The sequence below is a fragment of the Streptomyces sp. NPDC054961 genome (genome assembly GCF_053609145.1).
Window position 1 is genome coordinate 48,802 of sequence record NZ_JBSGWY010000025.1, and the last position, 13,843, is coordinate 62,644.

11 protein-coding genes, 1 pseudogene and 1 riboswitch are annotated in these 13,843 nt (G+C 72.6%); of the genes and pseudogenes, 10 read left to right on the forward strand and 2 right to left on the reverse strand.

What is annotated here, in order from left to right; all coding sequences use genetic code 11:
* Window positions 1-207: 207 nt before the first annotated feature.
* Window positions 208-534, forward strand: a pseudogene (locus ACWF9Z_RS22355) (LppU/SCO3897 family protein); the annotation flags it as partial.
* Window positions 535-618: 84 nt separating this feature from the next.
* Here the strand turns inward: ACWF9Z_RS22355 and ACWF9Z_RS22360 are convergent.
* The gene (locus ACWF9Z_RS22360) at window positions 619-3,078 is read right to left on the reverse strand and encodes a YfhO family protein (RefSeq protein ID WP_453604530.1); all 2,460 of its coding nucleotides are present in this window, start codon (window positions 3,076-3,078) and stop codon (window positions 619-621) included.
* Window positions 3,079-3,270: 192 nt separating this feature from the next.
* On the opposite strand from ACWF9Z_RS22360, the gene ACWF9Z_RS22365 reads away from it, so the two are divergent.
* Both ACWF9Z_RS22365 and ACWF9Z_RS22370 read left to right on the forward strand, forming a co-directional pair.
* Complete coding sequence (locus tag ACWF9Z_RS22365; RefSeq protein ID WP_453604532.1) at window positions 3,271-3,891, forward strand: SurA N-terminal domain-containing protein; 621 nt, start codon at window positions 3,271-3,273, stop codon at window positions 3,889-3,891.
* A gap of 23 nt (window positions 3,892-3,914) precedes the next feature.
* A complete protein-coding gene (locus tag ACWF9Z_RS22370; RefSeq protein WP_453604533.1) occupies window positions 3,915-4,904 on the forward strand; it encodes a nucleoside triphosphate pyrophosphohydrolase in 990 nt (329 codons plus the stop codon).
* A 78-nt stretch (window positions 4,905-4,982) separates the two neighbouring features.
* Here the strand turns inward: ACWF9Z_RS22370 and ACWF9Z_RS22375 are convergent, their stop codons facing one another.
* Window positions 4,983-6,260 carry a globin domain-containing protein gene (locus tag ACWF9Z_RS22375; RefSeq protein ID WP_453604535.1) on the reverse strand — a complete coding sequence of 426 codons (1,278 nt, stop codon included), beginning with the start codon at window positions 6,258-6,260 and terminating at the stop codon, window positions 4,983-4,985.
* A gap of 121 nt (window positions 6,261-6,381) precedes the next feature.
* On the opposite strand from ACWF9Z_RS22375, the gene ACWF9Z_RS22380 reads away from it, so the two are divergent.
* The 7 genes from ACWF9Z_RS22380 (at window position 6,382) to ACWF9Z_RS22410 (ending at window position 13,731) form a co-directional block, all read left to right on the forward strand.
* Window positions 6,382-7,671 (forward strand): cytochrome P450 family protein, encoded by a 1,290-nt coding sequence (locus tag ACWF9Z_RS22380; protein ID WP_453604537.1) that lies wholly within the window; start codon window positions 6,382-6,384, stop codon window positions 7,669-7,671.
* Window positions 7,672-7,813: 142 nt separating this feature from the next.
* Complete coding sequence (locus ACWF9Z_RS22385; protein ID WP_453604538.1) at window positions 7,814-8,830, forward strand: transglycosylase family protein; 1,017 nt, start codon at window positions 7,814-7,816, stop codon at window positions 8,828-8,830.
* 276 nt (window positions 8,831-9,106) lie between these two features.
* A riboswitch (cyclic di-AMP (ydaO/yuaA leader) is annotated at window positions 9,107-9,278 on the forward strand.
* Between the two features lie 2 nt (window positions 9,279-9,280).
* Entirely contained in the window at window positions 9,281-9,976 is a 696-nt protein-coding gene (locus ACWF9Z_RS22390; RefSeq protein ID WP_453604539.1) for a transglycosylase family protein, read from the forward strand.
* Window positions 9,977-10,297: 321 nt separating this feature from the next.
* On the forward strand, window positions 10,298-11,584 hold the full coding sequence (gene eno / locus ACWF9Z_RS22395) for a phosphopyruvate hydratase (RefSeq protein WP_453604541.1): 1,287 nt from the start codon (window positions 10,298-10,300) through the stop codon (window positions 11,582-11,584).
* Between the two features lie 99 nt (window positions 11,585-11,683).
* Window positions 11,684-12,172: an FtsB family cell division protein gene (locus ACWF9Z_RS22400; RefSeq protein ID WP_453604542.1), complete on the forward strand. Its 489-nt coding sequence runs from the start codon at window positions 11,684-11,686 to the stop codon at window positions 12,170-12,172.
* A 54-nt stretch (window positions 12,173-12,226) separates the two neighbouring features.
* Entirely contained in the window at window positions 12,227-12,763 is a 537-nt protein-coding gene (locus tag ACWF9Z_RS22405) for a DUF501 domain-containing protein (protein WP_453604543.1), read from the forward strand.
* Entirely contained in the window at window positions 12,760-13,731 is a 972-nt protein-coding gene (locus tag ACWF9Z_RS22410) for a Ppx/GppA phosphatase family protein (RefSeq protein WP_453604545.1), read from the forward strand. Before ACWF9Z_RS22405 ends, ACWF9Z_RS22410 begins: the two co-directional genes overlap by 4 nt.
* Window positions 13,732-13,843 lie beyond the last annotated feature (112 nt).

Here is a 13,843-nt window from a genome sequence, read left to right on the forward strand (position 1 = left end):
CGCGCCCCCCCGCCACCCCGCTCGACAGCGAGCCCGCCGGGCCCCCCGCCCCCCCCCCCGCCCCCCCCCCCGCGCGCCCCCCCCCCCCCCACGGCGGGATCACGACTCTGTATCTCATCGGCGAGCGGAGGTTGATGGTCCGGTTTGGGCATGTCGGGGCGTGTAGCGTACGCGCGTTCGATGACTCAACTCCTTAGAGGACAACCCATGGCCACCCCGCCTCCGTCGCACCCTGTCGACCCCCAGCCGTTCCCGCAGCCCGACGAGGCCGCCACGGCCGCCGCGCCCGCGCAGAAGGGCGGCAAGGGCAAGAAGGTCCTCCGGGTGGTCGCCCTGCTCGTGGTCGCCGTCGCGGTGAAGTTCGGCATCTCCTACGCCTTCAACTCGCCCGTGCACGCCAAGGCCGGCGACTGCGTGCAGGTGACCGGCAAGGACACCGATCCGAAGGTCTCGACGAAGGACTGCGGGGACAAGGACGCCAACTACAAGGTCGTCAAGGTCATCGACGACACCTTCGACGTCAACGCCTGCGGTGAGGTCACCGAGGCCGCCCTCGCGCAGCAGTGGGAAGAGGAGAAGTTCGTCCTCTGCCTGGGCCCGGTCCTGCGTCGTGCGGGGTCAGCGCGCGCGGACCCGGTCCCGGCGGCGCGAAGCCCCCGCACGCGGCGCACGGTTCGCCGGAACCACCGTGCGGCCGCTCCGGCCGCTCCGGCCGCTCCCACTGGTCCGCAGGAACGCCGCGAGTGCCGCGAGTGCCGCGAGCACCGCGAGCGCCGTACCCGCGACCACCGCGCCCGCCACCAGGCCCGGCGGGCGGAAGGTGCAGCTGAGGGTGGTGGTGTGACCGTCCAGGGGGACGGCGACCAGGCCCAGACGGCCGGCCGCCGGGCTGCCGTTGCAGGTCCAGCCCGCGACGGCGGGCACCGAGAGCACCGCCGTGCCCCGGCTGCCCGCCGGGAGGGTGGCGCGGACGGACGAGGACGACACCTCGAGGGACACCGCCGCAGTGGCGCGCAGGCGCGTGACCGCCCCGGTCAGCAGGGACCGGTCCAGGCAGGACAGTTGCCAGTGCGCCGGGGCGCCCGCGTCGAAGACCAGCTCCGAGGCCGGCCCGTGCGAGACGCCCATCGGCTGCATCGCGGCCCGGTTGCGCGGCGGGTTCGCGTTCAGCCGGAAGGCCGGCCCGTCCGCGAGACGGGCGGTCGCGTTGTACTCCGGGGCCCACAGGAAGGCCTCCGTGCCCGCGCGGCAGACACCGGGGGCGAGCGGATCCTCGTACACCCGTGCGCCCAGCAGGAGTTCCTGGTTCGCGAAGGGCGAGGCGCCGAAGACCGGCTCCGGGCCCGGCGGCCGGGTGGTGACCAGCGGCGGGACCTCGGCGCGGGCGACCGTGCCGTCCGGCCGCAGGCGCGCCCCGACGGCGAACACGGCGTCCGTCACCGGGTTGTCCAGGCTCTGAACGTTGCGTCCGCGCGAGGTCCAGCCCGCCCCGAGGGCCACCATCGTCCGGGTGAACAGGTCCGGGGTGTGGCTGCTGTAGTACGCGCCGCCCTCCCCGCCCAGCAGGATCGGATCGTTGCCCGTCAGCGCCGGCCGCCCCGCGTCCGTGCGGTACGCGGGCCAGCCCCCGGCCCCCGCCAGGGCCTCGGCGCGGGCGGTGTGGGCCGGGCCCCAGGACGGGTAGTCGTCCAGGCCCGCCAGTTTCCCCTTCTCGCCGTACGCGGTCGTCGCCGCCGCCTGGGCCAGCAGGACCAGGACCAGCGCGCCGGCCGCCGGGACCACCAGCCGGGGACGGCGCAGGGCCCACCAGGCCGCGCCGCAGAGCGCCAGCCCGCCGCCGAAGAGCGCGAGGCCCCACGCCGTCGCCAGTGCGCTGCTGCTCGCCGCGAGCAGGACGGCCGCCAGGACCCCCGCACCGCCCGCCAGCGCCCGCGGCCCCGGCACCCCGGCCGACAGCCCGGCCCAGGCGGCCATCACGAGGATCCCGGCCAGCACGAAGGTCTGCCGGTACGGGCTCCCGTTCGGCGTCGCGAAGAGGTGCCAGGCCAGGTGGGTGGCCTTCCACTGGAAGGACAGCAGCACCAGGAGCACCAGCCCGGCCCAGTACAGCCGGGTCCGCCCCGGCACGGCCCGGTGGAACGGCAGGGCCGCCACCAGCAGCAGGGTCCCGGTGCCGATGAAGAGGGCGGGGGAGGAGAAGGAGTACGTGGCCGGCAGCAGGCGGGCCAGCAGGTCCGTCGCGGGCACCGGCCGGAACGGTTTGAACCAGCCCGGATAGGCCGACCTCGAACTGAGGAAGAGCGGGAGGAGGACCGGAGCGGACAGCGCGACCCCGAGCACGGTCGCCGGCGCCGCCCGCGCGAGGACCCGCAGCCGGCTCTTCGCCCCCTCCCGTACGAGCACCACCCGCACCAGCAGCACCAGGAGCGCGCCCAGCGTCGCCATGTACGCGGTGTAGAAGTTCGCCGTCCAGCAGACCGCGACCACGAGGACGGCCGCCGCCGGACGGCGCGAGCGCAGCGCCCACTCACCCGTCAGACACAGGAGCGGGAAGGCGATCAGGCCGTCCAGCCACATCGGGTTGTACGAGGCCTCGATCACCGACCAGCCGCACAGCGCGTACGAGGCCCCGAGCAGCCCCGCCGCCCACCACGGGCCGCGCCGCTGGGTGCGCAGCAGCCAGGCCATCGCCGCCGCCGCGGACGCCGTCTTGAGCACGGTGACCGCGTACACCGCGAGGTCGATGTCCTGCCGCGGGAAGAGCCCCACCAGCACCGCGAACGGACTGCTCAGGTAGGTCCCGAAGTCCGGCAGGAAGCTGGTCCCGTACCCGGACTGCCAGTTCAGGAGCAGGCCGCCCTCGGCCCGCCCGTGCAGCAGGTCCCACAGACGGGCGTGGAAGGGTACGAACTGATTGCCGAGATCGTTGACGCTGCGATGGCGCGGCCCGTACGGGAAGACGCGTGCGACGGCGTCCCCGGCGCACACGGCCACCGTCGCGACGAGGGCGCCGAACACCGAGCCGAGCAGGCTCGTGCGGCGCGGGGAGCGGTGCGGGGCGCGGTGCGGTGTCGACATGGTGGGCCGACCTTGGCACCGTCACCGGACCGGAGGATGGCCGCCGGATGGCGCCGGCGCGAACAGCGCAGCACCCCAACACCCCCGGAATCGTTGGTCGAACCGGTGGCTCTGGTCACCTCTACTGCATAACATCGATCATCGCACGGCCCTTGTGCACCGACGCACAATCTCCCGGCCCTGGAGGCTCCTTTGCACCGTCGCACAGCGCTCTCCGTCTCCGCCGCCCTGCTGGTGGCGGCCCCCCTGCTGTCCGCCTGCTCGGGCCAAGCCCGCCCCGGCACCGCGGCCGTCGTCGGCGGCGAACGGATCACCACCTCCGCGCTCCAGGCCCAGGTGAACGACGTCCGCACCGCGCAGAACCGCTCCGAACACTCGGCCGAGCTCATCGCGGCCATCCCCCAGCTGGACCGGGTCAAGCTCGGCGCGATGATCCAGAGCCGGATCCTGGACCGGATGGCCAAGGACGCCGGGATCACCCTCACCCCGAAGGAACTGGAGGAGGAGCGCAAGGCCTACGACCAGGGCAACGGCGGGACCGAGGCCTTCGAGGCGACGATCCTGCAGAAGGCCGCCATGGCGCCCGACCAGATCGACCGCTGGGTCCGCGACCAGGTCCTGTTCACCAAGCTCAACGCCAAGTACGGCGAGGGCAAGCTCTCCGAGCCCGCCGCGAAGGCCGCGTCCGGGCTCGGCATCGAGGTCAACCCGCGCTACGGCGCCTGGGACGCCCAGAAGGTCGGCCTCGGCGAGGCCCGGACCCCCTGGATCACCCAGGTCACCCGCCCCGAGCAGCCCCCGGCCGGAGCATAGGCGTGGAGAGGTAGGTTCGGAGGGTGACTGACGACGTACCCTCCGAGCCCACCGGCCGCATCGTCCTGCTGACCACCAGCCACCGGGTCGCCCCCGGCGTGCTGTCCTGGCCGGCCTGGCAGACCCTGCACGCCGCGGACCGGGTGCTGTGCGCCGACCCCGGCCATCCGCAGCTCCCGTACCTGCGCGAGGCCGGCATCGAGGTGGCGCACGGGATCCCGGACGCCCACGAGCTGGTCGAGGCCTGCGCCGGCGGGCGCACGGTCGTGGTGATCCCCGGCGGCGAGGGCGACCAGCGGCTCACCGACGGGCTCGCGCGCCTGGCCGGCTCGGGCCGCGTCGCCATGCCCGACCTGGAACTCCTGCCGGGCTCCTACGACCTGCCGGGCGCCCGCCTGCTCGACCTCGTCCAGGTCATGGACCGGGTCCGGCGCGAATGCCCCTGGACCTCGCAGCAGACGCACGAGGGACTGGTGAAGTACGCCATCGAGGAGGCGTACGAGCTGGTCGAGGCCATCGAGGACGGCGACCGCGAGGAACTGCGCGAGGAGCTCGGCGACGTCCTGCTCCAGGTCGTCTTCCACGCCCGCATCGCGGAGGAGGGCGGCCCCGGTGAAGAGGACGAGCCGTTCTCCATCGACGACGTGGCCGGCGCCCTCGTCGAGAAGCTCATCCACCGCCACCCCCACGTCTTCGGCGACGCCGAGGCGCACACGGCACAGGACGTCAACGAGCACTGGCAGCGCACCAAGCAGGTGGAGAAGCAGCGGGAGTCGGTGACCGACGGGGTCCCGCTCGGTCAGCCCGGTCTCGCGCTCGCGGCCAAGCTCGTCGGCCGGGCCCGGGCGGGCGGCGTGGCCGTGGAGCTCCCGCGCGGCGAGGGCATCGGGTACGAACTGCTGGAACTGGTGGCGCGCGCCGAGGCGGCGGGCACCGATCCCGAGACCGCGCTGCGCGCGGCGGCCCGGGTCTACCGGGAAGCGATCCGGGCGGCCGAAGGCGTCGGCGCGTAGCCGTAGCCGTAGGCGTAGGCGTAGGCGTGGGCGGCCGGCGGGCCGGTCGTCCAGCCGGTCGTGCGGTCGTCCGCTCGTTCAGTAGGGCCGCGGCGCGCGCCCCGCGGGGTTGTGCCAGTGCGGGTCCGGCCGGTTCAGGAACCATTCCCCGAAGCCCGTCGGCCGGTCCCGCCGGCCCCGGTCCTGGTCCCGGTCCGGGTCCGGTCCCTCGTCGGGTCCCTCGTCCAGGCCCTGGTACCGGCCACGGCCCCTGCCCCCGGCGGGTACGGAGTCGTAGAAGATCCGGTCGGGGCGGGCACCGAGTTCCTCCACCAGGTACGAGGTCTCCTCGACGAACCGCGGCGGACCGCTGAGGTAGACGTCCTGGTCGGGCCAGAGCCCCCGGTTGCTGAGCGCGGTCGCCAGCCGGTCGGTGGCCTGGTTGCGGTGCCGCCCGGGGGCCGGGGTGATGTACGTGACGCCCAGCCAGCCGAAGGCGGCCGCGCACGCGTCGATGAGCGGACGGTCGTAGAGGTGCGCGGCGTCCCGGGCGACCACGAAGAGCCGTACGTCCTGATCGGGAGGGCGGCCCGCCAGCTCCTCCAGCATGGCGCGGATCGGGGCCCAGCCGGTGCCGGCGGCTATGAAGGAGACGGGACGGTCCTCGCGGCGGAAGGTCAGCTGCCCGCCGGCCGCGCCGAGGCGCAGAACGTCGCCGGGCCGCGCGTCGCGGACCAGGGCAGTGCTGAGACGGCCCCCCTCGATCCGGCTGACGTGCAGGTCGACCGTGCCGTCGGCGCGGGGCGCGTTGCCGAGGGAGTACGTGCGCCAGGTCGTCGGGACCCGCGCGCTGCTCACGCTCGCGTACTGGCCGGGCAGGTAGGGGAAGGGCGCGTGCGGGCGCAGCGTCAGGACGGCCATGTCCTGCCCGTACAGCAGGTGGCGCACGACCTCGGCGTCCCACCACGGCGGGCCCTCGCCGGAGGCGGCGCCGGCCGTCATCGCGTCGGCGATGACCTGGTAGGCCTCGGCCCAGGCCTTCTCGACCTCGGGGGACCAGGCGTCGCCGGAGGCCTGCGCGAGCGCGGCGAGGAGGCTGGCACCGACGGCCGCGTAGTGCTCGGGGGTCGCGAGGAACTTGCGGTGGTCGCGGCCGAGGTCGTGGAGATAGGGGAGGAGGGTCTCGTTCTCCAGGTGCGCGATCACGTGGGTGAGGGCGGCGAAGAGCCGGTCCCGCTGGCGTTCCATGTCCTCGGAGGGGGCCGGGAAGAGCGCGCGGATTCCGGGGTTGTGCCAGAACAGGTGGGTGTAGAAGAACTTGACCGCGTGCTCGGCCCGTCTCTCCACCACCGCGAAGCTGCTCTTCAAGATCCTCACATCCACAAACCCGAAAGTAGGAACGCAGGAGAAGGTGAGGTCAAGCCATGGGTGATCTACGGACAGCCGCGACGAACCACCTATATGGGGTGGCGGGCCCGGGGCGGGATACGGTCTCCAGGTGCACGAGCAGACCCCCGCAGCCCCCGAAGACCCCTCCGCCGCCCGGTCCGTGGACGGATCCGGCCCGACCCTGTTCGACTGGGAGTTCGCGACCGACCCGTACCCGGCGTACGCCTGGCTGCGCGAGCACGCCCCCGTCCACCGCACGAAGCTCCCCAGCGGGGTCGAGGCCTGGCTGGTCACCCGGTACGCCGACGCCCGCCAGGCCCTCGCCGACCAGCGGCTCAGCAAGAACCCGGCCCACCACGCGGAGCCCGCGCACGCCAAGGGCAAGACGGGGATCCCGGGGGAGCGCAAGGCCGAGCTCATGACCCACCTGCTCAACATCGACCCGCCGGACCACACGCGGCTGCGGCGGCTGGTGTCGAAGGCGTTCACCCCGCGCAGGGTCGCCGAGTTCGCCCCGAGGGTCCAGGAGCTGACCGACCACCTGATCGACCGGTTCGCGGCCAAGGGGGAGGCCGACCTCATCCACGAGTTCGCGTTTCCCCTCCCCATCTACGCCATCTGCGAGATGCTCGGCGTACCGCGCGAGGACCAGGACGACTTCCGCGACTGGGCGGGGATGATGATCCGCCACGGCGGAGGCCCCCGGGGCGGCGTCGCGCGGTCGGTGAAGCAGATGCGCGCCTACCTCGGTGAGCTGATCCACCGCAAGCGCGAGGCGCCCGGCGACGACCTCATCTCCGATCTGATCCGGGCCAGCGACCACGGCGACCACCTGACGGAGGCCGAGGCCACCGCCATGGCCTTCATCCTCCTGTTCGCGGGTTTCGAGACCACGGTCAATCTCATCGGCAACGGCGTCCACTCCCTCTTCATGAACCCGGACCAGCGCGAGCGCCTCCAGCGGTCCCTGGCCGCCGGGGAGAGCGAGCTGCTCGCCACCGGGGTCGAGGAGCTGCTGCGCTACGACGGTCCCGTGGAGCTGGCCACCTGGCGGTTCGCCACCGAAGCCTTCGTCCTCGGCGGTCAGGACATCGCGGCGGGCGATCCGGTCCTGGTGGTCCTCGCGGCCGCCGACCGCGACCCCGACCGGTTCGCGGACCCGGACGCCCTCGACCTCTCCCGGACCGACAACCAGCACCTCGGATACGGGCACGGCATCCACTACTGCGTCGGCGCCCCCCTCGCCCGCCTCGAAGGACAGACCGCCCTGGCCACCCTGCTGACGCGGCTGCCCGACCTGGAGCTGGCCGTGCCGGCCGGGGAGCTGCGCTGGCGCGGCGGCCTCATCATGCGAGGGCTGCGGACGCTTCCGGTTCGATTCACGGGGCAAATCAGCTGAAACCGTACTGACCTGAAGTCAGCCAACGCCCAAACTTGTGACAGGCGTTCGAAGCCCGCTAGGTTCTGCCGTTACCCCGCCGTTATGCGAAAGGTGCAACCTCATGGGTTCCGGGAACGGCCGCCACAGACGCCCCCGACAAGTGCCCGCACTTGTCGTCACCGCCGGAGTCGCCGGCTCCGCACTCGCCCTGCCGCTGTTCGCGGCCACCGGCGCGAGCGCGGCAGAGACCACCACGTGGGACAAGGTCGCCGAGTGCGAGAGCGGCGGCACCTGGAGCGCGAACTTCGGCAGCGGCTCCTACGGCGGGCTGCAGTTCACCCAGGAGGAGTGGAGGAGCGCCGGGGGCCTCGACTTCGCCCCGCGCGCCGACCTCGCCAGCCGGTCCCAGCAGATAGCCGTGGCCGAGCGGGTGCTGGCCTCCGAGGGTCCGGCGGCGTGGTCGCAGTGCGGGACCTCGGCGGGGCTGTCGCAGCAGGCGCCCGCCGCGGGCGTGGACCCGGGCGTGCCCCGTGAGTCCAGGCTCGCTTCCCCCTCCGTGGCGCGGCCGGACTCCGTCGTTCCCTACCTCGGCTCGGCCACCCCGTCCACGGACTTCGGGGCTCCGACGCCCGCCGTGCCGTCCCCGACGGACACGCCCTCGTTCATGCTCCCCGACTTCCCGCTGCCCGTGATGCCGCAGCCGGCCGGGCCCACGAGCCCGGTGGACCCGACGGCTCCCACGGCCCCGTCCACGGATCCGACGGCTCCCACGACGCCTACGGCTCCCACGACTCCGCTCCCGCCCGTGGACCCGACGGCGCCCGCCGTCCCGTCCACCCCCGCGGACCCGACCGGCACGACGGCGCCCGTCGCGCCCGCCTCGCCGGCCGCTCCGTCGGCCCCCGGCGCCACCACCGACCCGGCCGGCACGCCGGCCGACGAGGCGCAGGGCGGCGGGAAGCACCGCGGCCCGGCCGCGGTCGAGACCCCGGTCACAGGTGGCGCGGCGGCGGACCCGAAGTACACCGTGAAGACGGGCGACACGCTGGCCACCATCGCGGACGCCAACGGAGTGACGGGCGGCTGGAACGCGCTCTACGAGGCCAACGAGCAGGTCATCGGCGGGAACGCCAACCTCATCAAGCCCGGCCAGAATCTGGATCTAACGCACGAATAGGGACACTTGAGGTGCCCGGGAAGAACCTGATTGTCCGTTTTCCGTAAGTGAGACATGTGTCTCTTCCGGTCAACTGGCGTGTCCGGTTCCCCGGGTTCCGCAAACCCCGCCCTCACCTGCGCAAACACCCCCGGGAGGAGCGCAAGTAGGCACCGTTTCTCCCCGATGGAGCTCGTTGAACATCGGGGGGAGACCTGTCTACCTTCTGAATCGCTCGCCACCGCGGGCTCCTTCGACCGCATCGCCGAATCCTGCCGGCGGACGGAGGGAACACTCGTCGCGCAAGCGCCGAAGGCAGGAGCGGGGGAACCAAGGTAGGCGCCGGAACCGACCGTTGAGAGACGGTCACGGAACCGGCTTGGGGTTAAGACAGGCGCTAGGTCGCCTGGCCGGGCACTCACTCGCCCGAACCCGACAGCTCACCTCGAAGGCGTCGGTGAGGAGAACTCCATGCTGCTTTCCGCCAAGGGCAAGCACCGCCGCGGCTCCAAGGCCGTCCGCATCGTCACGCTGGCCGGCGTCGCCGGTGTGGCCGTCGCGGCCCCCCTGATGGCCGCGGGCACCGCTTCCGCGGCGACCACCTCCGAGTGGGACCGCGTCGCCTCCTGCGAGGCCGGCGGCAACTGGGCCATCAACACGGGCAACGGCTACTACGGCGGCCTGCAGTTCTCGTCCTCCACCTGGGCCGCCTACGGCGGCAAGGCGTACGCGGCGCAGGCCAACCAGGCCTCCAAGAGCCAGCAGATAGTCATCGCCGAGAAGGTCCTCAAGGGCCAGGGCAAGGGCGCCTGGCCGTCCTGTGGCGTGGGCCTGTCGAACTCCGCCTACAACGGTGGCGCCGCCGAGGCCGCCCCGAAGACGGAGACGAAGAAGACCGAGACCAAGAAGACCGAGCCGAAGAAGCAGGAGAAGGCCGCGCCGAAGGCGGAGAAGCGCTCCGAGCGTCCGGCCGCCCCGGCCAAGCCGAAGACCGAGGCCCCCAAGACGGGCAACGGCTCCTACGAGGTCAAGTCCGGCGACACGCTGGGCACCATCGCCTCCGCCACCGGTGTCTCCGGCGGCTGGGAGAAGCTCTTCGAGCTCAACAAGGACATCGTCTCGGACGCCGACCTGATCTTCCCGGGTCAGAAGCTGAAGCTCAGCTGAATCCCGCGGTAACACCTCCGCGGCCGCCTTCGCGGCACACGTGATTCCCGCCGCCCGGCGCGTAACCCCCCACGCGCCGGGCGGTGCTGTGCGTGCTGACGATGCGCCGGGTGACGGCCGGTCGAAAGCCCCGCACCGGGTGCGGCGGGCCTCTGCGCACAAGGGCCCTATGTCCTGTAAGAGGGGCATTCAGACCCTTTTTCGTCCCATCACCCGGGCGGTCGGGCGGCCCAGTGCCCGGAGACGGTTAGGCTCTAAGCGGCAAGGCCATCCCACGGCCTGACACGCCACCGCACACTCAGCGTCACATCCCAGAAGGAGATGCTCGTGCCGTCCATCGACGTCGTCGTAGCCCGGGAAATCCTGGACTCCCGAGGCAACCCCACGGTCGAGGTCGAGGTGGGCCTCGACGATGGCAGCACCGGCCGTGCTGCAGTCCCGTCCGGCGCCTCCACCGGAGCGTTCGAAGCCGTAGAGCTCCGTGACGGTGACCCCAACCGTTACATGGGCAAGGGTGTCGAGAAGGCCGTCCTCGCCGTCATCGAGCAGCTCGGCCCGGAGCTCGTCGGCTACGACGCCACCGAGCAGCGCCTGATCGACCAGGCGATGATCGACCTGGACGCCACCGAGAACAAGGGCTCCCTCGGCGCCAACGCCATCCTCGGCGTCTCCCTCGCCGTCGCGCACGCCGCGTCCGAGGCCTCCGACCTCCCGCTCTTCCGCTACCTCGGCGGTCCGAACGCGCACCTGCTGCCCGTTCCGATGATGAACATCCTGAACGGCGGGTCGCACGCCGACTCCAACGTCGACATCCAGGAGTTCATGATCGCCCCGATCGGCGCGGAGTCCTTCTCCGAGGCCCTTCGCTGGGGCGCCGAGGTCTACCACACCCTGAAGAAGGTCCTGCACACCAAGGGCCTCTCCACCGGTCTGGGTGACGAGGGCGGCTTCGCGCCGAACCTCGAGTCGAACCGCGCCGCGCTCGACCTCATCGTCGAGGCCATCAAGCAGGCCGGCTACGTCCCCGGCAAGGACATCGCGCTCGCGCTCGACGTCGCCGCGTCCGAGTTCTACAAGGACGGCAAGTACGAGTTCGAGGGCCAGTCCCGCTCGGCCGCCGAGATGACCGACTACTACGCGGAGCTCGTCTCCGCGTACCCGCTCGTCTCCATCGAGGACCCGCTGTTCGAGGACGACTGGGCCGGCTGGAAGACCCTCACCGACCGCCTCGGCGCCAAGGTCCAGATCGTCGGCGACGACCTCTTCGTCACCAACCCGGAGCGCCTCGCCCGCGGCATCGAAGAGGGCTCGGCCAACGCCCTGCTCGTGAAGGTGAACCAGATCGGTTCGCTGACCGAGACCCTCGACGCCGTCGAGATGGCCCAGCGCAACGGCTTCAAGTGCATGATGTCGCACCGCTCCGGCGAGACCGAGGACGTCACCATCGCCGACCTCGCGGTCGCCGTGAACTGCGGCCAGATCAAGACCGGCGCCCCGGCCCGCTCGGACCGCGTCGCCAAGTACAACCAGCTGCTGCGCATCGAGGAGATCCTCGACGACGCCGCCGTGTACGCGGGCCGCTCCGCCTTCCCGCGCTTCAAGGGCTGAACCGTCCTTTAGGGCGCAAGCCTCCCTACGTCCCCGCACTCGGTCCCGTACCGTGTGCGGGGACGTATTGCGTCGTGTGTATATAGGGGAGGCGGATCAATGGCCGGGAACCGGGACCGGTTCGCCACGTTCTCGACGGCGACCAGGCTCAAGCAGCTGGGCGAGCGGACCGCTGCACACGTCTACCGTTCGCAGTCCCGCCGCCAGGTGCGCCGCAGCCGGCTCACCGGCCGGGCCGCCCTGCTCGTCCTGGTCCTCTGTACCCTGGTCGTCGCCCTCGCGTATCCGATGCGCCAGTACGTGTCCCAGCGTTCGGAGATCGCGAAGCAGCAGAAGGCCGCCGCCTCCGCGCGGGACCGGCTGGAACGGCTGCGCGACGAGAAGGCGCGCTGGCAGGACAACGCGTACGCGGAGCAGCAGGCGCGCAAGCACCTGCACTTCGTCCGGCCGGGGGAGATCAGCTACATCATGAACGACCCCGGGGCCGAGGCCGCCGAGCACCGCCGCAAGGGACAGTCCGCGACCGACCGCCCCTGGTACTCCAACGTCTGGGACGGCGTCGACAAGGCCGACCGTCCGGGCGACTGAGTACGCCCCCCCCGCACGAGCCCATCCACGAGAACGAAAAGACTTCCTCCAGGCATGCAGACGCCCCCGCCCCAGACCGACCGGACCGAGCCGACCGCCGCAGACATCGAGGCGTTCGAGCAGCAGCTCGGCCGCCCGCCGCGCGGGCTGCGCGCCATCGCGCACCGCTGCCCCTGCGGGCAGCCGGACGTGGTGGAGACTGCCCCGCGGCTCCCCGACGGCACGCCCTTCCCGACGCTGTACTACCTGACCTGCCCGCGCGCCGCCGGTGCGATCGGCACGCTGGAAGCCAACGGCGTGATGAAGGAGATGCAGGGCCGGCTCGCCGAGGACCCGGAGCTGGCCGCCGCCTACCGGGCCGCGCACGAGGACTACCTCACCCGGCGCGACGCCATCGAGGTGCTCCAGGGCTTCCCCAGCGCCGGCGGCATGCCGGACCGGGTGAAGTGCCTGCACGTGCTGGTCGGCCACTCGCTGGCCGCGGGCCCGGGAGTGAACCCGTTCGGCGACGAGGCCCTGGCGATGCTCCCCGAGTGGTGGGCCAAGGGCGCCTGCGTCACGCCGTGCGCCGAGAAGGAGTCCGGCGCGTGACCCGGGTCGCGGGCATCGACTGCGGTACGAACTCCATCCGGCTCCTCGTCGCGGACTGCGACCCCGCGACGGGCGAGCTCGTCGAGCTGGACCGCCGGATGACCGTCGTCCGCCTCGGCCAGGGCGTCGACAAGACCGGCCGGCTGGCCCCCGAGGCGCTGGCGCGCACCTTCGCGGCCTGCCGCGCGTACGCGGAGGTCATCAAGGAGCTCGGCGCCGAGCGCCTGCGCTTCGTGGCGACCTCGGCCTCCCGGGACGCCGAGAACCGGGACGAGTTCGTCCAGGGCGTGCTGGACATCCTGGGCGTCGAACCCGAGGTGATCTCCGGCGACCAGGAGGCGGAGTTCTCCTTCTCGGGCGCCACCAAGGAGCTGGCGGGCCGCACCGACCTGCAGCGCCCCTTCCTGGTCGTGGACATCGGCGGCGGCTCGACCGAGTTCGTGGTCGGCGACGACCACGTCCAGGCGGCCCGCTCGGTCGACGTGGGCTGCGTGCGGATGACCGAACGTCACCTGACGGTCGACGGGGTCGTCAGCGATCCGCCCACCGAGGCGCAGGTCGCCGCGATACGGGCCGACATCGAGGCGGCGCTGGACCTGGCCGCCGGGACGGTCCCGCTGGCGCGGGCGCGCACCCTGGTCGGCCTGGCCGGCTCGGTGACGACGGTCGCCGGGATCGCGCTCGGTCTGACGGGGTACGACTCGCGGGCGATCCACCACGCGCGGATCCCGTACGAGACGGTCCGCGCGATCAGCGAGCGGATGCTGAAGCTGACCCACGCCGAGCGCGCGGCGATCCCGGTGATGCATCCGGGCCGGGTCGACGTGATCGGCGCGGGCGCGCTGGTCCTGCTGGCCGTCATGGAGCGCGTGGGCGCCTCGGAGGTCGTGGTCTCGGAGCACGACATCCTCGACGGCATCGCCTGGAAGACCGCAGAAGAGGTCGAGACGGACAAGCAGCGCTCCTGACCCGCGGAAACGCCGAACGGCGGGGGCGGGGGGGGGGGGGCGGGGCGCCCCCGCCCCCCCCGCGGGGGCGCGCGGGGGCGGTGTGGTGGTGGGGGGGGGGGCCCGGGGGCCG